This window comes from Solimonas soli DSM 21787 (genome assembly GCF_000474945.1).
GTDB lineage: Bacteria > Pseudomonadota > Gammaproteobacteria > Nevskiales > Nevskiaceae > Solimonas > Solimonas soli.
In genome coordinates this window covers 14,035-31,684 of the sequence record NZ_AXDW01000017.1, presented here as the reverse complement: position 1 = coordinate 31,684, position 17,650 = coordinate 14,035, and the positions used below count along the sequence as shown (strand labels likewise).

Below are 17,650 nucleotides of genomic sequence, written 5' to 3'. Positions count from 1 at the left end.
TGGCTCGCGTTTTGCTTGATCGGGGGTGAAACTCAGCACAAAGACAGAACGCGCTCTGCATGGCCATCGACTGGAGTCAGTACCGCTGCAAGGGCTTCCACGACGAGCTGATCGCCGATGCGAGCGGCGAACCGCGGCCGGCGGCGCAGCATCTCGTGCACTACCTCGCCAGCCTGAGCGCCGCCGAACTGGCGGAGCGCCGCCTCGCCGCCGAGCTGGCGATCAAGGTGATGGGCATCAGCTTCACGGTCTACTCCGAAGGCCGCAACGTCGACCGTTCCTGGCCCTTCGACATCATCCCGCGCACCCTCTCGAAGGCCGAGTGGACGAAGACCGAGGCCGGCCTCACGCAGCGCGTGCAGGCGCTCAATCATTTCATCCAGGACATCTACGGCGCGCAGCGCATCGTCAAGGACGGCGTGTTCCCCGCCGAGTTGCTCGCCGAATCGGTCAACTTCCGGCCGCAGTGCATCGGCATGCGGCCGCGCGGCGGCGTCTGGGCGCACATCTGCGGCTCCGACCTCGTGCGCGATCTCGACGGCACGCTGTACGTGCTCGAGGACAATCTGCGCGTGCCGAGCGGCGTGAGCTACATGGTCGAGAACCGCCAGGTGACCAAGCGCGTGTTCCCCGAGCTGTTCCAGACCGGCGCGATCCTGCCGGTCGACGACTATCCGGCGCAGCTCTACGACATGCTGGCGGCGATGTCGCCGCGGCCCGGCGACACGCCGTCGATCGCCCTGCTGACGCCCGGCATCTACAACTCGGCCTACTTCGAGCACTCCTGGCTGGCGCAGCAGATGGGCATCGAGCTGGTCGAGGGTCAGGACCTGTTCGTCGGCGACGACAACTGCGTCTACATGCGCACGGTCTACGGGCCGAAGCGCGTCGACGTGATCTACCGCCGCGTCGACGATCTGTTCCTCGATCCGGAAGCCTTCCGCCCCGACTCGATCCTCGGCGTGCCGGGCCTGATGCGCGCCTGGATCTGCGGCAAGGTCGCCCTGGTCAACGCGCCCGGCGCCGGCGTGGCCGACGACAAGGTCGTCTATGCCTTCGTGCCGAAGATGATCAAGTACTATCTCGGCGAGGAGGCGATCCTGCCGAACGTGCCGAGCTATCTGTGCATGGACGAGAGCGACCGCGCCTACGTGCTCGATCATCTCGACCAGCTCGTCGTCAAGCCGGCCAACGAGTCCGGCGGCTACGGCATGCTGATCGGCCCGCGCGCGACGAAGAAGGAGCGCGACAAGTTCAAGGAGCTGATCATCGCCAACCCGCGCAACTACATGGCGCAACCGACGCTGTCGCTGTCGACGGCACCGACGCTCACCGACAGCGGCATCGAGCCGCGCCACCTCGACCTGCGGCCGTTCATCCTGTCGCGCGGCGACAGCACCTACGTCACCACCGGCGGCCTGACGCGCGTGGCGATGACCAAGGGCTCGCTGGTCGTCAACAGCTCGCAGGGCGGCGGCGCGAAGGATACCTGGGTCGTCGATCTGGAGACCGCCTGATGTTGTCCAGAGTTGCCGACAACCTGTACTGGCTGGGCCGCTATCTGGCGCGCGCCGAGAACACGGCGCGCCTGGTCAGCGTGCACTCGCACCTGCTGCTCGACCTGCCGCGCGGCATGACCCTGGGCTGGTCGCCGCTGGTCGACATTCTCGGCGCCAATCGCACCTTCGAGGACAGCTACGACACCTACTCGGAAGCCAACGTCGTGCGCTTCCTGATCACCGACGCCGAGAACGGCAGCTCGATCGCGACCTCCATCGCCCGCGCGCGCGAAATCCTGCGCACGGTGCGCGACAGCACACCGCGCGAGGCCTGGGAGCACATCAACGAGCTGCACCTGTTCCTGCAGGAACGGGGCGAGAAGCACCTGCCGCGCGCCTTGCGCCAGGAAGGCCTGGACCGCGTCATCGACAGCATGCTGCTGATGCGCGGCCTGCTCAGCGCCAACATGAATCACGACGTCGGCTATCACTTCCTGCAGATCGGCCTGTACCTCGAACAGGCCGACATGACGACGCGCATCATCGACGTGCGCACGGTGGACCTGATCCAGTCGAAGGCCGGTGAAGAGCTGCGGCCGTTCGCGCACATCCAGTGGATGAGCGTGCTGCGTTCGCTGATGGCCTATCAGGCCTATCGCCGCCACGAGAAGATTCGCGTCAGCGGGCCGGCCGTGCTGCGCTTCCTGCTGCAGAACCGCGAATTCCCGCGCTCGGTGACGTTCTGCCTCAATCACCTCAGCGGCACGCTGCCGCGCCTGCCGCACAACCGCGCCAGCGAACGCTCGCTCGACCGCATCCGCGCGCTGATCCAGGACGCCAACTTCGAACGCCTGCTCGAGCAGGGCCTGCACGAATGGATCGACGAGATCCAGGTCGGCATCGGCGCCGTGCACCAGTCGCTGGCGCAGAGCTATTTCCAGCCGCAGTCGGGCGCGGCACAGAGCCAGAGGCAGCTCGTCTTCGGCTGAGCGGCGCCCGCCGCCGCCTCAGCCGCCCTGATCGAGCAGGCTGCCCTGCGCCTCCGGCGTTTCCCAGTCGAACTTCGGCAGATTGCGGAAGGCGTTGATCAGCTGCTGACCCCAGAGCTCGCGGATCTGCGCGTAGAACGGCGTGTCGAGATCGAGGCGCAGCTTGTGCGTGATGTGCAGGGCATCCTTCGGCAGGATCGCCAGATCGAGCGGCGGGCCGACCGAGATGTTCGAGCGTATCGTCGAGTCGATCGAGACCAGCGCGCAGCGCGCCGCGTCCTCCAGGCTCACGCCCGGGCGGATCACGCGATCGAGGATCGGCTTGCCGTACTTGTGCTCGCCGATCTGCAGGAACGGCGTCTCCGGCGAGGACGAGATGCAGTTGCCCTCCGGATAGATCATGTAGATGGCCGGGTCCTCGCCCTGGATCTGGCCGCCGAGGATGAAGGTCGTGCGCAAGTCGACGCTGCTGTACTGCGACTGCTGGGCGACGTGCTTCTGCGCGGCCACCGACAGCGCGCCGACGTATTCGGCTGCGTCGTACATGTAGCGCGCCAGGCGCAGGCTCATCGGCACCACCGGCTCGTCGAGATCGCGCTTGATGTGCGCAAGCACGGCCTGCGTCGTCGCTAGGTTGCCGGCCGACAGCAGCACGAAGACGCGGTCGCCCGGAAACTCGAAAACATGGACCTTGTTATAGGTCCGCACGTCGTCGACGCCGGCGCTGGTCCGCGTGTCGCCGGCGAAGACCAGGCCTTCGTTCACCTTGATCGCACAACAGTAAGTCATGTTCCTGATCCTGCAGGGGGCGACAGTCTAGGCAAGTGCCCCGGTCACGTCACGCGCATCCGCCGTGCAAGACGCACAAGGCATGCCGTCGGCTGGCCGCGACCGGCGGCGCGTGACAGACTGCGGCACCCGCGACACACATCATGACAAGAGGACAAGCCGATGGCCGCGCCGATCGAGTTCTATTTCGACGCCGTCAGTCCGTACACCTATCTCGCCGCGACGCAGATCGACGCGCTGGCGGCGCGCCACGGCGCCGCGGTCGTCTGGATCCCGATCCTGCTCGGCAAGATCCTCGAAGCGAGCGGCAATCGCCCGCCGATCAGCGTGCCGGCCAAGGCCCGCTACATGCATCAGGATCTGCAGCAATGGGCCGAATGTTACGGCGTGCCGCTGCGTTTCCCGACTCATTTCCCGGTGTCGACCCTGAGCGCCCAGCGCATCGCCTGCGCGCTGCCGGACGCCGATGTCGGCCGCTGGGCGCGTGCCACGCTGCACGCCTATTGGGCCGAGGACGCCGATCTCTCGCAGCCGCAGACCCTGCGCGCGATCGCCGCCGGGCTCGGCTGCGACGGCGAGGCCCTGCTCGCCCGCGCGCAGGAGCCGGCGGTCAAGGAACGCCTCAAGCACAACACCGACGAAGCGCTGCGGCGCGGCATGTTCGGCGCACCGACTTTCTTCGTCGGCGAGACGATGTTCTGGGGCAACGATCGCCTGCCGCTGCTGGAGCGCGCCCTGGCGCGGGCCTGAACATCGCAGCGGCGCCGCCGCGCGGCGCCGTGCAAGCGCCGTGACTTTCCGTCATCATGCCCGGCGCCTCGCGGCGAGGCGGTGCGCGCCGGCGCCGCCCGGTCCGCACTGATCGCCGAACTGCACGCCGCGTAACCTGCCGCCCGCCATGCGCCTTCCCCCGCTCAATGCCCTGCGCGCGTTCGAAGCCGCCGCCCGCCACGCCAGCGTGCACAAGGCGGCGCAGGAGCTGCACGTCACGCCGGCCGCCATCAGCCACCAGATCAAGGCGCTCGAGGAACATCTCGGCATCGCACTGTTCAAGCGCCTGCCGCGTCGCATCGAACTGACGCCGGCCGCCGAAGCCTGCCTGCCGAAGCTGACCGCCGCCTTCGTGCAGATGGCCGACGCCGTCGCCGCCGCGCAGCACCTGGCGAACGCCGGCCGCCTGATGGTCGGCGTCTCGCCGGTGTTCGCCGCGAAATGGCTGATCCCGCGCCTCGGCAGCTTCCGCGACCAGAACCCCGACATCGACCTGCGCATCTCGGCGCGGCAGACGCTGATCGACCGCACGCACGGCGATCTCGACCAGGGCAGCCGCAATCTGCTGGAAAACGGCGACGTGGCGATCCGCTTCGGCGATGGCGACTACGGCGAGCTGATCGCCCACAAGCTGTTCGCCTCGTATCTGCTGCCGATGTGCAGCCCGCGCCTGATCGAAGGCTCGCAGCCGCTGCGCACGCCGGAGGACCTGCGCCATCACACGCTGCTGCACTACGAGAACGACGTGGCGATGATGGACGTCGGTCGTCCCAACTGGGCGTCGTGGCTGAAGGCGGCCGGCGTCAAGGGCATCAACACGCGGCGCGGCCCGACCTTCAACGACATGATGCTGGCCACGCAGGCGGCGGTCGACGGTCTCGGCGTCGTGCTCGCGGCGCCGCTGATGGCGCGCGAGGACATCGCCGCCGGCCGCCTGGTCGTGCCGTTCTCGCTGAGCCTGCCGACCGGCGCCTCCTACTATCTGGTCTACACCGCCGAGCGCGAGCGCGATGCTTCGCTGCGCGCGTTCCGCGACTGGATCATCGACGAGGCGCGCCGCGACCCCTGGGCCGATCCCGATCGCGTCCAGCCGACCTTGCCGCGTGGCGAGGACCGCAGCGGCTGAGGCGCCGGCTCAGGGCTTCTTGTCGTCGGGACGCACGATGCCGGCTTCAAGGTTGGCCTTGACCTCGCGGGCGTCGAAGGCCTGCGGGTTGTCGGCGGGCTTGCGGCCCTTGCAGGTGAGAATCTCGGCCTGCGCGCTGTACTCGGCGCCGCGCGCACTGTCCGTGCTGGTGCCGACGCCCACGCCGACGCCGCTGCGCGAGCCGAAGCCGAAACCGCCGAGCCCGAAGCTGAGCGTCGGCCCGCTGCCGTCCTTGGCGCTGGTCGAGCTGCTGGCGATGATGAAATAGTCGTTGCCGCTGTTCAGCGTGACTTCGGCGGCCTGGTACAGCAGATAGTTCTCGACCGTCTGCCGCGGCGTCGCCGAGCTGCCGGTGAAGCTCACGCGATAGCGGTTGTTCTCGATCAGCTGGGCGCTGTAGCCGTAGCCCTTGTGCGCCGGCTGGTAGGGCGTCACCGTCGCGCAGGCGGCGAGCAGCGTCACGACCATGGCGGCGAGCGCCCGCCCTGTGTTGTTATCGTTCATCTCGGATCTCCGGGGGCAGCCCCGCTGCGCGGGACTCGTCGGCGCCGATCTTACGATGCGCGGCGCCGGCCGGCACCGTTCAGTCGTCGAGCCGCTCGCGCAGCGCCACGGCGGCCGCCGGATTGCGCTCCTTGGCGCCGCTGATGAAGAACAGGAACACGTTACGCGCGCGCCGCGGCGGCGCCGTGCCGCAGACGGTCGGCAGATCGTCCGGCGCCGCGCCCTCGGCCCACCGGCGGCCGCGCGCCGCCCAGCGGTCCAGCGCTTCCGGCGCGTAGCCGGTCGCCTGCGCGGACTGGCTGCGCATCAGGCGCGCATAGACGAAGCCGGCGGTGACGTCGGCGAACGAGGGATAGTCGTCGCTGTCGGCATAGACCGTGGCGATGCCGCGTTCGCGCAGGGCCTCGACGAAGTCCGGCACCAGGAAGCTGTCGTGGCGGACCTCGAAGACGTGCCGCAGGGCGCGCCCGCCGAGCCGCGCCGGCAGCAGATCGAGAAAGCGCCGGCTGTCGTCGGCGTCGTAGCGATGCGTCGGCGGCAGCTGCCAGAGCAGAGGGCCGAGCTTGTCGCGCAGCTCGGCAATGCCGCTGTCGAGGAAACGGCGGATCGAGTCGCCCGCCTCCGCCAGCACGCGCCGCTGCGTGACGAAGCGCGGCGCCTTCAGCGCGAACACGAAATCGTCCGGCGTCTCGGCATGCCAGCGCGCGTAGGTCGACGGCGTCTGCAGCCGGTAGAACGTGCCGTTGACCTCGATCGCGCGCAGGCGGCCGCTCGCATAGGCGAGCTCATCCTTCTCGCGCACGTGCGGCGGATAGAAGGTCTCGCGCCAGGGCGCGTAGTTCCAGCCGCCGATGCCGGTACGGATCGTGCCGCTCGCCTGCGGCTTCGTGCGGGTCGTCACGCGGCGATCATCGCACGAGGCAACTCTATTCCACCGGCGTGCAGACGCGGCGCGTCGTCACCTGCTCCTGGGCATTGTTGTCGTTGTACTTCTTGCCCGCCACCGCGCCGCCGACGGCACCGGCGCCGGTCGCCAGATCCTGGCCCTTGCCGCCGCCGAACTGATGGCCGACCGCGCCGCCGGCGATCGCGCCGATCACCGGCGCGGCGATCGGATGGTCGCCCTTCTTCGTCACCACCTGCTCGTCGTGGCACTCGACGCGCTGGCCCTTGTCGTTGGTATAGACCTCGGCGTGCGCGAGCCCGGACGCCAGCATGCCGCCGGCGGCCAGCAGCGCGGCGGCGGCGCGGCGATGGATACCTGTCTTGTTCATGATCATCCTCCTGACCATGCATGGACTTTCCACCGTAGGCGCCGCGACTGAATTGCCGGTGAACCCGCCGCGGCGACCGCCTGCCGGGGTCGCGACGCGAATTCATTGATCTGCGTAAGTGTCAGCGCGCGGCGACTTGGGCAGAATGGGTTTCACGTTCCCCAACCGCCCGCGCATGCCTGCCTCGCTGCCCGTCGCCTGGATCACGCACCCGGACTGCCGGCGCCACGAAATCGCGCCCGGGCATCCGGAGTCGCCGCTGCGTCTGGCGGCGATCGAGGACCGCATGATCGCCTGCGGCTACGCCGACTTCATGCAGCATTTCGAGGCGCCGGAAGCGCGGCGCGAAGATCTCGCGCGGGCGCACAACGGCGCGCACATCGACCGCATGCTCGGCCTGCGCCATATCGGCGACAGGCGTTGCGAGCTCGACGCCGACACCGCCGTGACCCGATACACGATCAGCGCCGCCCTGCGCGCCGCCGGCGCCGGCGTGTTCGGCACCGATCTGCTGCTCGACGGCCGCGCCAGCCTCGCCTTCTGCGCCGTGCGTCCGCCGGGCCATCACGCCGAACGCGCGCGGCCGATGGGCTTCTGCTACTTCAGCAATGCCGCGATCGCCGCCAAGCACGCCCTGGCGCGCGGCCTGCGGCGCGTCGCCATCGTCGATTTCGATCTGCACTACGGCAACGGCACGGCCGATTGCATCGTCGACGAGCCGCGCATCGTCCTGTATTCGACGTACCAGCACGCGCTGTATCCGCACTGGCACAGCGATCCGGCGCGGCGCAATCTCGTCGATGCGCCGCTGGCACCGTTCGCCGACGGCGCGGCGTTCCGCGAACACGTCGTCAGGCATTGGCTGCCGGCGCTGGAACGGCAGCAGCCGGAACTGATCATCGCCTCGGCCGGCTTCGACGCGCACGCCGCCGATCCGCTCGGCGACCTGCGCCTGCAGTACGAGGACTTCCGCTGGATCGGCGGTTTCATCCGCGAGCTGGCCGAGGCCACCGCGCAGGGCCGCGTGCTGGCGATGCTCGAAGGCGGCTACGATCTGACCGCCCTCGCGCGCAGCGTGGAGGCCTTCCTGACGCCTTTCCTCGGTGGCGACGCCCTGCCGCTATGACGATCCGCCACGTCGAATCGCTGTTCCGACCGCGCGGCGTGCTCGGCATCGGCCAGCCGGCCGACGTGCCGGCCAGCGAACTGCTGGCCCGCCTCGATCGCCTGCCGGACGCGCAGCGCGCGCTGTTCGGGCACACGCGCGAAGGCTGGCGCACCTGCGAACGCATTCGTGATCTGCAGGGCTGCGAGCTCGGCGTGGTGTTCGATGCCGGCGAGATGACGCCGTCCTTCGTGCGCGGCCTGTCCGAGCACGGCTGCCGGGCCTTGATCTGGCTGCCCGACACGCCGGTGCCGGAAGCGGTCCTGCGCGCCGGCCGCGACGAGACGCTGCGCGTGCTCGGGCCCGGCAGTTCCGGCGCCGCGCACGCGCGCACGCTGAGCCTGTCGGCCTGGGGCCTGCCGGCGGCCGGCACCACGGCACTGATCGCGCAGTCGCGCTCGATCGCCGCCGCCGCGCTCGACTGGGCCGCCGGCCACGCGCTCGGCTTCTCGTGGACCGCCGTCACCGGCGGCGAAGCCGACGTCGACGTCGCCGACCTGCTCGACTACGCCGCCCTCGATCCTTCCACGCAGGCCGTCGTGCTGCAGCTCTCGCACATCCGCAGTCCGCGCAAGTTCATGTCGGCGGCGCGCGCCTGCGCGCGCAGCAAGCCGGTGGTCGTGCTGCAGACGCCGGACGCCAACGACGTGACGGCGCAGCCGGCCGATCCGGTGCTGTCGGCGGCCTTCCGCCGCGCCGGTCTGGTCGAGGTCGATCGCATCACCGCGATCTTCAGCGCGCTCGCCGCGCTGGCGCGCATCGGCGAAGCCATGCAGGGACGCGTCGCCGTGCTCGGCACCGGCAACGGCATCTGCCAGCTGGCGCGCGCCTCGCTGTGGCGCGAAGGGCTCCGCAGCGTGGCGCCGCAGGACGATGCCTGGCGGCGCCTGCGCGAGCACCTGCCGGCGTCGGCGGCCGACGCGCAATGGCTCGACGTCGGCCTCGCCGACGACGACCGCACCATCGAAGCGCTGCGCGGCACCCTCGATGCGCCGGGCGTCGATCTGGTGATGTTCGTGCGCAGCCCGGCGCCGGGCCGCGACGACGAGGCGTTTGCGCGGCGGCTGGTCGCGACCAAGCTGCGTGAACGGCTGGTCGTCGTGTTCCTCGGTCAGGAGCGCGCGCAGCCGGCGCTGCGCCTGTGCGCGGCCGGGGGCATCGCCGCCTTCGCCTCCGTCGAAGCGGCGGCACGCGCGCTGCGCTACCGCCGCGAGCATCGCCGCACGCAGGAACTGCTGATGCAAACGCCGACGCTCGATCCGCTCGCGCACGGCGGCACGACACCGTCGCTGCCCAAGCCGCCGCACGGCGACGATCACTGGACCCTGCCGGCCGCCGAGGCCGCCGCGCTGCTGCGCGCCTACGGGCTGCAGCCGGCGGCGTGGGCGGAAGCCGCCGGCCGCGGCCTGCGCGTGCGCATCCGCCGCCATCCGGAACTCGGCCTGCATCTCGAGGCGCGTCTCGATCCGGCCTCGACGGCGGCGCTGACGGCCTACGCGCTGCCGCCGCTCGACGACGTGCTGGCGCGGACCCTGCTCGCGGAAATCGGCCTCGGCGGCGATGAGCGCGCCGCCCAGGGCCTGCGCGCCGCCGACTACGCGACGGCGGTCGTGCGCCTGGCGCAGCTCGCCGTCGAACAGCCGCGCCTGCTCGAAGCCGACGTGCGCCTGCTGCCGGCGATCGGCATCGCCGAGGTCGGCTACGCGCGCCTGATCGCCGAAGCCGAGGCGCCGCCGGAACGCGCGCGCCTGGCGCTGGCGCCGTATCCGCAGGCGCTGCAGCGCGCTGCGCCGCTGAAAGGACAGCGCACGATGACGCTGCGCGTGATCCGCCCCACCGACGAGCCGGCCCTGATCCGCATGCTGTCGGCGCTCGATCCGGAAGAGATCCGCCTGCGCTTCTTCCGATACATCCGCCAGTTCACGCATTCGATGGCGGCGCGCATGTCGCAGATCGACTACGACCGCGAGATGACCTTCGTCGCCGAAGCCGACACGCGGCCGGGCGACATCGCCGGCGTGTCGACCCTGGTCTCCGACCCGACCGGCAGCGAGGCCGAGTTCGCCGCGCTGGTGCATCACGACTTCGGCGGCATCGGCCTCGGCCGCCAGCTGATGCTGGCGATCCTCGATTACGGCGCACAGCGCGGCATCCGCCGCATCTGGGGCGACGTGCTGCTGGAGAACACGCCGATGCTGAGCCTCGCGCAAAGCCTCGGCTTCCGTCGCGAGCGCCATCCGGACGATCCGGGCTGCGTGCGCGTGATCCTCGACGTCCCGCAGGAGAAGCCCAGCGCATGGACGACTATGCGATCGCTCGCGCGTATCTGATCAGCCTCGGCATCGGCCTGCTGATCGGCCTCGAGCGCGAACGCGCCGCCGCCGGCAGCGCCGGCCTGCGCAGCTTCGCGCTGGCGGCGCTGTCCGGCACCACCGCGGCCTGGCTGGCGAGCGAGAGCGGCAGCCTGTGGCTGCTGCCGGCCGCGCTGCTCGGCATCGTCGCGCTGTGGCTGGCCGGCGATCTGCGCGATCCGTCGCGCGCCCGCGATCCCGGCATCACCACCGGCGTCGCCCTGCTGCTGTGCTTCCTGCTCGGCGCGATGCTCGCGTATCACGCGACCTATCTCGCCGTGGCGATCGCCGTGGTCGTCACCCTGCTGCTGTACTTCAAGGCCGAGCTGCACGGCCTGACGCACCGCCTGACGCGCGAGGAGCTGCTGTCCTTCCTGCAGTTCGCGGTGCTTGCCTTCGTGCTGCTGCCGCTGCTGCCGGATCGCGGCTACGGCCCTTTCGCGGCGCTCAATCCGGCGCGCATCGGTCTCATCGCCGTGCTGGTCTGCGCCATCAATCTCGCCGGCTATGCGGCCTTGCGGCTCTTCGACGGCGAGCGCGCCGTGGCGCTGACCGGCCTGCTCGGCGGCCTCGTATCGAGCACGGCGACGACGCTGGCGCTGTCGCGACAGACGCGCAGCGGCGCCGCGCCGCCGGCGCTCGCCGCGCTCGGCGTGCTGCTCGCCAATCTGACCGTCCTGCTGCGCCTCGGCGCGGTGTCGGCGTTCGTCGCGCCGGCCATCCTGCCGCAGCTTCTGCCGGCGCTGCTCGGCGCCGCCGCCGCCGGCCTCTTGGTGCCACTGTGGATCTGGCGCCGCCTGCCGCCGCAGCAGCCGAAGATGAGCATGGCCGTGGAGAATCCCGCCGAGATCAAGACCGCGCTCGGTTTCGCGCTGCTGTTCTCGGTCGTGCTGGTGCTGACGGCGGCGGCACACCACTGGTTCGGCGCGCGCGGCGTCTATGTCGTGGCGGCGATCTCCGGCCTCACCGATCTCGATGCGATCACGCTGTCGACCCTGCAGATGTTCAGCGGCGCGCAGCTGCAGGCGTCGGCGGTGGTCGCCGTCGTGCTGATCGCCTTCGCCGCCAATCTGGTCTTCAAGCTCGGCCTGGTGCTCGGCATCGGCGGGGTGGCGCCGGCGCGCAGCGTCGCCGCCGGCTACCTGCTCGGCGTCGCCGGACTCTGTGCTGGCTGGCGGCTCGCCGCTTGAGCGCGGCCCGTGTGCTGCCCTTGCCGCCGACCGAGTTCGCCGGCCGCAGGCGTTCCGCGAACCTCCGCGGCGACCGCTCGACGGTGCTGGAAGCGAGCGGCGAGCGCTGGCGCCGCGGGCGCCGCGGCCTCACGCGCCGCTCCAAAGCCCGGCGGGCCGCGCGGTGGCCGGCGTCCGCGCGAAGCAATTGCGCCCGTCCCCTTGAGCGATCGGTCGCGGGTCCGTAGAATGCGCGCCCTTGTCCTCGAACGGCAGGCCACTTTTTGTCCAGCGTTCGAGTTCCGGTTCGCGCCGATCGCGCGGATTCATCAGGAGAATGTCGCATCGCTTTTGAACGAGAAGACCGGCGCAACTACCAGATCACGGCGCCGCGGGTCCGCGTCATCGCGGAAGACGGCGCCCAGGTAGGCATCATGCTGACGCGTGACGCCGTCGCCAAGGCCGAAGAAGCAGGGCTCGATCTGGTGGAGATCTCGCCGAACGCGGAACCGCCGGTCTGCAAGATCATGGATTACGGCAAGTACCTTTACCAAAAGGACAAGGCCGCGCACGCTGCGAAGAAGAAGCAGAAGCAGATCCAGATCAAGGAAATCAAGTTCCGGCCGACCACCGAGGATGGCGACTACCAGACCAAGCTCCGGCAGATCAAGGGCTTCCTGGAAGAGGGGGACAAGGTCAAGATCGTGGTCCGCTTCCGCGGCCGCGAAATGGCGCATCAGGAGCTCGGCATGCAGGTCATGGAGCGTCTGAAGGCCGAACTGGTGGAGCTCGCGGCGGTCGAGCAGCACCCGAAGATGGAAGGTCGCCAGTCCGTGATGGTGATGGCGGCGAAGAAGAAGTAAGAACAAGGCCGGTGCCGCGAGGCGCCGGCCGCAATCAGCGAAGCCTCGTGCTTCGGTGACGCGGGAAGCGGGCGAAGCGCCCGAAACTCGAGAAAAAGTCCCTCTCCGCCGGAGGGGGCCCGGTCAGCTCCTTGGCAAGGATGTGAAACCGGCAGCAGTGGTTTGAAAAAGGAGTTTTGTCATGCCGAAGATGAAAACCGTGAAAAGCGCCGCCAAGCGCTTTTCCAAGACTGGTAAGGGTGGCTTCAAGCGCTCTCACTCGCACAAGCGCCACATCCTGACCAAGAAGTCGGGCAAGCGCATCCGTCAGCTCCGTGGCGAGGCGCAGGTTCACGCGTCGGACGTCCGCGAAGTCCGCATCATGCTGCCGTACGCCTAAGCGAGGAGATAACCCATGGCACGCGTCAAACGTGGTGTTACCGCCCGCGCCAAGCACAAGAAGGTCCTGAAGAAGGCCAAGGGCTACTACGGCGCCAAGTCGCGCCAGTTCCGCTCCGCCAAGGAGCAGGTCATCAAGTCGGGCCAGTACGCCTACCGCGACCGTCGCGTCAAGAAGCGCGAATTCCGTTCGCTGTGGATCGTCCGCATCGGCGCGGCGACCAAGGAACTCGGTCTGTCGTACAACCGATTTATCAACGGGCTCGCCAAGGCCGGCGTCGCCCTCGATCGCAAGGTCCTCGCGGATCTGGCGATTCACGACAAGGCGGCGTTCGCGGCTCTGGTGACCCAGGCGAAAGCCCAGCTCGGCGTCGCCTAAGCACAGCCAGCCCGTCGTTATCTAGCTGTTGCGAAGGGGAGCGGCGCTTGGCCGTTCCCCTTTTTTGTTTTCCGAACACCGCGCGCGGCGGCGCGCAGACCGCAGACATGACCGACCCAATCGAAGAACTGGTGCAGCAGGCGCAGGCCGACATCGCGGCCTGCGGTGATGAACGGACGCTGGAGACCCTGCGCGTCGAACTGCTCGGCAAGAAGGGCCGCGTCACCGAACTGCTCAAGCAGCTCGGCGGCATGGCGCCGGACCAGCGCAAGGCCTTCGGCGAGCGCGTCAACCGCGCCAAGGATGCGCTGTCGGCGGCCCTGGAATCGCGCGGCGCGACGCTCGCCGAGTCGACGCTCGCGGCACGGCTCGCCGCCGAACGCATCGACGTCACCCTGCCCGGCCGCGGCGAGGCAAGCGGCGGCCTGCACCCGATCACGCGCACCATCCAGCGCATCGCCGAGATCTTCGGCGAGATGGGTTTCGAGAGAGTTGAAGGCCCGGAGATCGAGGACGACTTCCACAACTTCGGCGCGCTGAACATTCCGGAAGCACACCCGGCGCGCGCGATGGCGGACACCTTCTATGTGCTCAACGGCGAGCGCCTGCTGCGCACGCATACCAGCCCGGTGCAGATCCGCACGATGCAGCAGCGCGAGAAGCCGCCGATCCGCATCATCTGCCCGGGCCGCGTCTACCGAGTCGACTCCGATCGCACGCACAGCCCGATGTTCCACCAGATGGAAGGCCTGTACGTCGCCGAGAAGGTCTCGCTCGCCGATCTGAAATACGACCTGCAGACTTTCCTCTCGCGCTTCTTCGAACGCGACATCGAGGCGCTGTTCCGGCCGTCGTACTTCCCCTTCGTCGAACCGGGTGCCGACGTGCACATCAGGTGGACGCTGCCGGATGGCAGCTGGCGCTGGCTGGAAGTGCTCGGCTGCGGCGTCGTGCATCCGAAGGTGCTCGAAGCGGTCGGCATCGATTCCGAGAAATACTCGGGCTATGCCTTCGGCATGGGCATGGAGCGCATGGCGATGCTGCGCTACGGCGTCGACGATCTGCGCCTGTTCTTCAACAACGATCTGCGCTTCCTCGAACAGTTCCGATGACAGCGCGATTCGTGATCGGTGATTGGTGATTCGCAAAGCCAAACGCCATCCACGAATCATCCATCACGAATCACCGATCACGTCCTATGAAATTGAGCGAAAACTGGCTGCGCGAGTGGGTCAACCCGGCAGCCACCGTCGAGCAGATCGCCGAGCGCCTGGTGATGGGCGGCCTCGAACTCGAGATCGAGCCGGCGCTGAGCGAGACGGCGAGCAAGGTCGTCGTCGGCCTGATCACCCGGGCCGAGCGCCATCCGCAGGCCGATCGCCTGCAGGTCTGCGAGGTCGACGCCGGAACCGGCACGCCGCTGCAGATCGTCTGCGGCGCGCCGAACGCGCGCGTCGGCATCAAGGTGCCGTGCGCGCTGGTCGGCGCTGAACTGCCGGGGGGCCTGAAGATCACCGAGGCGCAGCTGCGTGGCGTCGACAGCTTCGGCATGCTGTGCTCGGCGAAGGAGCTGGCACTGTCCGACAAGTCCGACGGCCTGCTCGAACTCGATGCCGACGCCAAGGTCGGCGCGCCGATCGAGCAGCATCTCGGCCTGCCCGACAAGGTGCTCAACCTCGAAATCACGCCGAACCGCGGCGACTGCCTCTCCGTGCTTGGCCTGGCGCGCGACGTCGCCGCGCTGTACGGCGTGCAGATGAAGCGGCCGGCGCAGGCGCAGGTCGTCGTCGAGGGCCATCAGCAGATCAAGGTCGAGGTCGAGAGCGTCGACGACTGCCCGAACTATGCCGGCCGCGTCGTCTCCAAGCTCAACCCGAAGGCGCGCACGCCGGACTGGATGCGCGAGCGCCTGCGCCGCTCCGGCATCCGCTGCATCCATCCGGTCGTCGACATCACCAACTACGTGATGCTCGAACTCGGCCAGCCGCTGCACGCCTTCGACGCCGACAGGTTGTCGGGCAGCGTGCGCGTGCGCCGCGCCCGCGACGGCGAAGAAATCCGCCTGCTCAACGAACAGCTGATCGCGTGCCGCAACCGCGAGCTGCTGATCAGCGACGACTCCGGCGCGGTCGCGCTGGCCGGCGTCATGGGCGGCCTCGGCAGCGGCGTGCAGAACGGCACGACGCGCATCTTCCTCGAGTCGGCCTGCTTCGCGCCGGCCGCGGTCGCCGGCACCGGCCGCCGCCACAAGCTCGCCTCCGACGCCTCGTATCGCTTCGAGCGCGGCGTCGATCCAGGCCTGCAGCGCCAGGCGCTCGACCGCGCGACGCAGCTCGTGCTGCAGATCTGCGGCGGCGAGACGCATCCGGTCACGCAGGTCGGCCGCAGCCAGCCCGATCCGGTGTCGATCCGCCTGCGCCGTTCGCGCCTCGTGCAGGTGCTCGGCCACGAGATCGCCGCCAAGGAAGTCGAAGTCTTGCTCGGCCGCCTCAACATCACGCTGCGCGCCGAAGTCGGCGACGCCTGGATCGCGCGCGTGCCGAGCTATCGCTACGACCTGCGCATCGAGGCTGATCTGATCGAGGAAGTCGGCCGCCTGTACGGCTACGACCGGATTCCCGGCAGGCCCTATGCCGCGCAGCTGGCGCCCTCGCAAGCGCGCGAGGCACGCCGGCCGCTGCTGCGTATCAAGGAAGTGGCCGCGGCGCGCGGCTGGCAGGAAATCATTTCGCTGGCCTTCGTCGATCCGGCGCTGCAGCAGGCGCTGAACCCCGAGGTGCCGGCGATTCCGCTCGACAATCCCATCGCCGACAACCTCTCGGTGATGCGCACCACCTTGTGGGCGGGCCTCATCCCGGCCTGGCTGTACAACCGTGCGCGCCAGCAGGACCGCGTGCGCCTGTTCGAGGCCGGCGTCTGCTTCACGCTGCGCGGCGGCGCCGTCGTCGAGACATCGCGCATCGCCGCGCTCGCCGCCGGCCGCGCCCTGCCCGAGCAATGGAGCAGCGCCAGCCGCCCGGTCGATTTCTACGATCTGAAGGCGGAGCTCATCGCTCTGCTCGGCAACAGCGTCGGCGAGTACCGTTTCGAAGCCGCCGAACATGCCGCCCTGCACCCGGGGCGCAGCGCGCGCGTCCGGCGCGCCGGCACGCCCTGCGGCTGGATCGGCGAGCTGCACCCGCAGCTGGTGCGCCGCCTCGACCTGCCGGAGGCCGCCCTGGTCTACGAGCTGGACTGGGAGACCATGCGCGACGTCAAGGTCCCGAAGGCCGAGGCGCTGTCCGAGTTTCCGTCGTCGCGTCGCGACCTGGCGATCGTGTTGCCGGAATCGGTCAGCGCCGAGCAGGTTCTGCACTGCATTTCCGGCGCCGGCGTCGGCTTTTTGACAAACGTCAGGGTTTTCGACATTTATCGTGGTAAAGGTCTCGCCGAGAACGAGAAAAGTGTTGCACTGGGCTTGCTTTTCAATGACGCCTCGCGCACCCTAACTTTGCAAGAGATCGATGCGGCCAGCTCGGCCATTACGCAGGCCTTGATGCGTGATCTGGGCGCCGTCATTCGGCAGTAGTGAAGAATCGGGGAATCGTCTGTGGCCTTGACCAAAGCCGAACTGGCGGAAGCGCTGTTCGAAGACCTTGGGCTGAACAAGCGCGAGGCCAAGGAGTTCGTCGATCTCTTTTTCGAAGAAATCCGTGGTCGTCTCGAGGCCGGCAAAGAGGTCAAGCTGTCCGGCTTCGGCAACTTCGAACTGCGCTCGAAGAACCAGCGCCCGGGCCGCAATCCGAAGACCGGCGAGGAGATTCCGATCTCCGCGCGTCGCGTCGTCACGTTCCGCCCGGGTCAGAAGCTCCGCCTGCGAGTGGAAACCGATGCGACCCGTCGATAAACCGCTCGCCGTCCTGCCCGACATTCCGCGCAAGCGCTACTTCGCCATCGGCGAAGTCAGCGAACTGTGCGACGTCAAGCCGCACGTGCTGCGCTACTGGGAGCAGGAGTTTCCGCAGCTCAAGCCGGTGAAGCGGCGCGGCAACCGCCGCTACTACCAGCAGGATGACGTGCAGATGGTGCGCCACATCCGCAGCCTGCTCTACGAACAGGGCTTCACGATCGGCGGCGCGCGCCAGCGCCTCAAGGAAATGCCGCGTCACGGCGGCAGCGACAACGTACACGGCACGACCACGGTCGTGGCGATCGGCAAGCCGCGCCCGGTGCCGCTCGCTGCCGCGCCGGCCGGCGGCCGCGCGCAGGAGATCAAGAACCTGCGCGACGAACTCGAGTCCCTGCTGCGCCTGTTCCCAGAGTAGTCCGCGGCGCTTTCCCATCGGCCGCGCCGTTCGCTACACTGCGCGCCCCCGCAGCACCCTTGCATCAC

At 69.0% G+C, this 17,650-nt stretch carries 18 protein-coding genes; 14 read left to right on the top strand and 4 right to left on the bottom strand.

What is annotated here, in order from left to right:
- Window positions 1–65: 65 nt before the first annotated feature.
- Both K344_RS0109465 and K344_RS0109460 read left to right on the top strand, forming a co-directional pair.
- Entirely contained in the window at window positions 66–1,517 is a 1,452-nt protein-coding gene (locus K344_RS0109465; protein ID WP_028080466.1) for a circularly permuted type 2 ATP-grasp protein, read from the top strand.
- A complete protein-coding gene (locus K344_RS0109460; protein WP_028080465.1) occupies window positions 1,517–2,488 on the top strand; it encodes an alpha-E domain-containing protein in 972 nt (323 codons plus the stop codon). Before K344_RS0109465 ends, K344_RS0109460 begins: the two co-directional genes overlap by 1 nt.
- A gap of 18 nt (window positions 2,489–2,506) precedes the next feature.
- Here the strand turns inward: K344_RS0109460 and K344_RS0109455 are convergent, their stop codons facing one another.
- Window positions 2,507–3,277, bottom strand: coding sequence for a proteasome-type protease (locus K344_RS0109455; RefSeq protein WP_028080464.1), 771 nt, complete (start codon window positions 3,275–3,277; stop codon window positions 2,507–2,509).
- Between the two features lie 162 nt (window positions 3,278–3,439).
- On the opposite strand from K344_RS0109455, the gene K344_RS0109450 reads away from it, so the two are divergent.
- Entirely contained in the window at window positions 3,440–4,027 is a 588-nt protein-coding gene (locus K344_RS0109450; RefSeq protein WP_028080463.1) for a 2-hydroxychromene-2-carboxylate isomerase, read from the top strand.
- A 148-nt stretch (window positions 4,028–4,175) separates the two neighbouring features.
- Complete coding sequence (gene gcvA / locus K344_RS21020; protein ID WP_051362078.1) at window positions 4,176–5,174, top strand: transcriptional regulator GcvA; 999 nt, start codon at window positions 4,176–4,178, stop codon at window positions 5,172–5,174.
- Window positions 5,175–5,183: 9 nt separating this feature from the next.
- Here gcvA and K344_RS0109440 read toward each other — a convergent pair whose 3' ends face one another.
- The 3 genes from K344_RS0109440 to K344_RS21015 all read right to left on the bottom strand — a co-directional run bounded on the left by K344_RS0109440 (window position 5,184) and on the right by K344_RS21015 (window position 6,973).
- The gene (locus tag K344_RS0109440; protein WP_028080462.1) at window positions 5,184–5,699 is read right to left on the bottom strand and encodes a CC0125/CC1285 family lipoprotein; all 516 of its coding nucleotides are present in this window, start codon (window positions 5,697–5,699) and stop codon (window positions 5,184–5,186) included.
- A gap of 79 nt (window positions 5,700–5,778) precedes the next feature.
- Window positions 5,779–6,600: a DUF72 domain-containing protein gene (locus K344_RS0109435; protein ID WP_028080461.1), complete on the bottom strand. Its 822-nt coding sequence runs from the start codon at window positions 6,598–6,600 to the stop codon at window positions 5,779–5,781.
- 25 nt (window positions 6,601–6,625) lie between these two features.
- A complete protein-coding gene (locus tag K344_RS21015) occupies window positions 6,626–6,973 on the bottom strand; it encodes a glycine zipper 2TM domain-containing protein (RefSeq protein WP_211234512.1) in 348 nt (115 codons plus the stop codon).
- 175 nt (window positions 6,974–7,148) lie between these two features.
- Between K344_RS21015 and K344_RS0109425 the strand changes: the two genes are divergently transcribed.
- The 10 genes from K344_RS0109425 to K344_RS0109380 all read left to right on the top strand — a co-directional run bounded on the left by K344_RS0109425 (window position 7,149) and on the right by K344_RS0109380 (window position 17,582).
- Entirely contained in the window at window positions 7,149–8,099 is a 951-nt protein-coding gene (locus K344_RS0109425; RefSeq protein WP_028080460.1) for a histone deacetylase family protein, read from the top strand.
- Complete coding sequence (locus tag K344_RS0109420; protein ID WP_028080459.1) at window positions 8,096–10,468, top strand: GNAT family N-acetyltransferase; 2,373 nt, start codon at window positions 8,096–8,098, stop codon at window positions 10,466–10,468. The genes K344_RS0109425 and K344_RS0109420 overlap by 4 nt, the downstream gene beginning before the upstream one ends.
- A complete protein-coding gene (locus K344_RS0109415; RefSeq protein ID WP_028080458.1) occupies window positions 10,435–11,679 on the top strand; it encodes an MgtC/SapB family protein in 1,245 nt (414 codons plus the stop codon). Before K344_RS0109420 ends, K344_RS0109415 begins: the two co-directional genes overlap by 34 nt.
- Window positions 11,680–12,002: 323 nt before the next feature.
- Window positions 12,003–12,521, top strand: a complete 519-nt coding sequence (gene infC / locus K344_RS0109410; RefSeq protein WP_157622860.1) for a translation initiation factor IF-3 — start codon at window positions 12,003–12,005, stop codon at window positions 12,519–12,521.
- A 181-nt stretch (window positions 12,522–12,702) separates the two neighbouring features.
- A complete protein-coding gene (gene rpmI / locus K344_RS0109405; protein WP_028080456.1) occupies window positions 12,703–12,900 on the top strand; it encodes a 50S ribosomal protein L35 in 198 nt (65 codons plus the stop codon).
- Window positions 12,901–12,915: 15 nt separating this feature from the next.
- Complete coding sequence (gene rplT / locus K344_RS0109400) at window positions 12,916–13,278, top strand: 50S ribosomal protein L20 (protein WP_028008748.1); 363 nt, start codon at window positions 12,916–12,918, stop codon at window positions 13,276–13,278.
- 107 nt (window positions 13,279–13,385) lie between these two features.
- Window positions 13,386–14,390 carry a phenylalanine--tRNA ligase subunit alpha gene (gene pheS, locus K344_RS0109395; RefSeq protein WP_028080455.1) on the top strand — a complete coding sequence of 335 codons (1,005 nt, stop codon included), beginning with the start codon at window positions 13,386–13,388 and terminating at the stop codon, window positions 14,388–14,390.
- An 86-nt stretch (window positions 14,391–14,476) separates the two neighbouring features.
- Window positions 14,477–16,846 (top strand): phenylalanine--tRNA ligase subunit beta, encoded by a 2,370-nt coding sequence (pheT, locus tag K344_RS0109390; RefSeq protein WP_028080454.1) that lies wholly within the window; start codon window positions 14,477–14,479, stop codon window positions 16,844–16,846.
- 21 nt (window positions 16,847–16,867) lie between these two features.
- Window positions 16,868–17,164: an integration host factor subunit alpha gene (locus K344_RS0109385; protein ID WP_028080453.1), complete on the top strand. Its 297-nt coding sequence runs from the start codon at window positions 16,868–16,870 to the stop codon at window positions 17,162–17,164.
- On the top strand, window positions 17,148–17,582 hold the full coding sequence (locus tag K344_RS0109380; RefSeq protein WP_028080452.1) for a MerR family transcriptional regulator: 435 nt from the start codon (window positions 17,148–17,150) through the stop codon (window positions 17,580–17,582). The genes K344_RS0109385 and K344_RS0109380 overlap by 17 nt, the downstream gene beginning before the upstream one ends.
- Window positions 17,583–17,650 lie beyond the last annotated feature (68 nt).

Coding starts and splice junctions, on each gene's coding strand:
- K344_RS0109420 (WP_028080459.1), top strand. CDS start 8,096: ATGACGATCCGCCACGTCGAATCGCTGTTCCGACCGCGCGGCGTGCTC.
- rplT (WP_028008748.1), top strand. CDS start 12,916: ATGGCACGCGTCAAACGTGGTGTTACCGCCCGCGCCAAGCACAAGAAG.
- K344_RS0109460 (WP_028080465.1), top strand. CDS start 1,517: ATGTTGTCCAGAGTTGCCGACAACCTGTACTGGCTGGGCCGCTATCTG.
- K344_RS0109455 (WP_028080464.1), bottom strand. CDS start 3,277: ATGACTTACTGTTGTGCGATCAAGGTGAACGAAGGCCTGGTCTTCGCC.
- K344_RS0109380 (WP_028080452.1), top strand. CDS start 17,148: ATGCGACCCGTCGATAAACCGCTCGCCGTCCTGCCCGACATTCCGCGC.
- K344_RS21015 (WP_211234512.1), bottom strand. CDS start 6,973: ATGAACAAGACAGGTATCCATCGCCGCGCCGCCGCCGCGCTGCTGGCC.
- K344_RS0109440 (WP_028080462.1), bottom strand. CDS start 5,699: ATGAACGATAACAACACAGGGCGGGCGCTCGCCGCCATGGTCGTGACG.
- K344_RS0109450 (WP_028080463.1), top strand. CDS start 3,440: ATGGCCGCGCCGATCGAGTTCTATTTCGACGCCGTCAGTCCGTACACC.
- gcvA (WP_051362078.1), top strand. CDS start 4,176: ATGCGCCTTCCCCCGCTCAATGCCCTGCGCGCGTTCGAAGCCGCCGCC.
- pheT (WP_028080454.1), top strand. CDS start 14,477: ATGAAATTGAGCGAAAACTGGCTGCGCGAGTGGGTCAACCCGGCAGCC.
- pheS (WP_028080455.1), top strand. CDS start 13,386: ATGACCGACCCAATCGAAGAACTGGTGCAGCAGGCGCAGGCCGACATC.
- rpmI (WP_028080456.1), top strand. CDS start 12,703: ATGCCGAAGATGAAAACCGTGAAAAGCGCCGCCAAGCGCTTTTCCAAG.
- K344_RS0109425 (WP_028080460.1), top strand. CDS start 7,149: ATGCCTGCCTCGCTGCCCGTCGCCTGGATCACGCACCCGGACTGCCGG.
- K344_RS0109415 (WP_028080458.1), top strand. CDS start 10,435: ATGGACGACTATGCGATCGCTCGCGCGTATCTGATCAGCCTCGGCATC.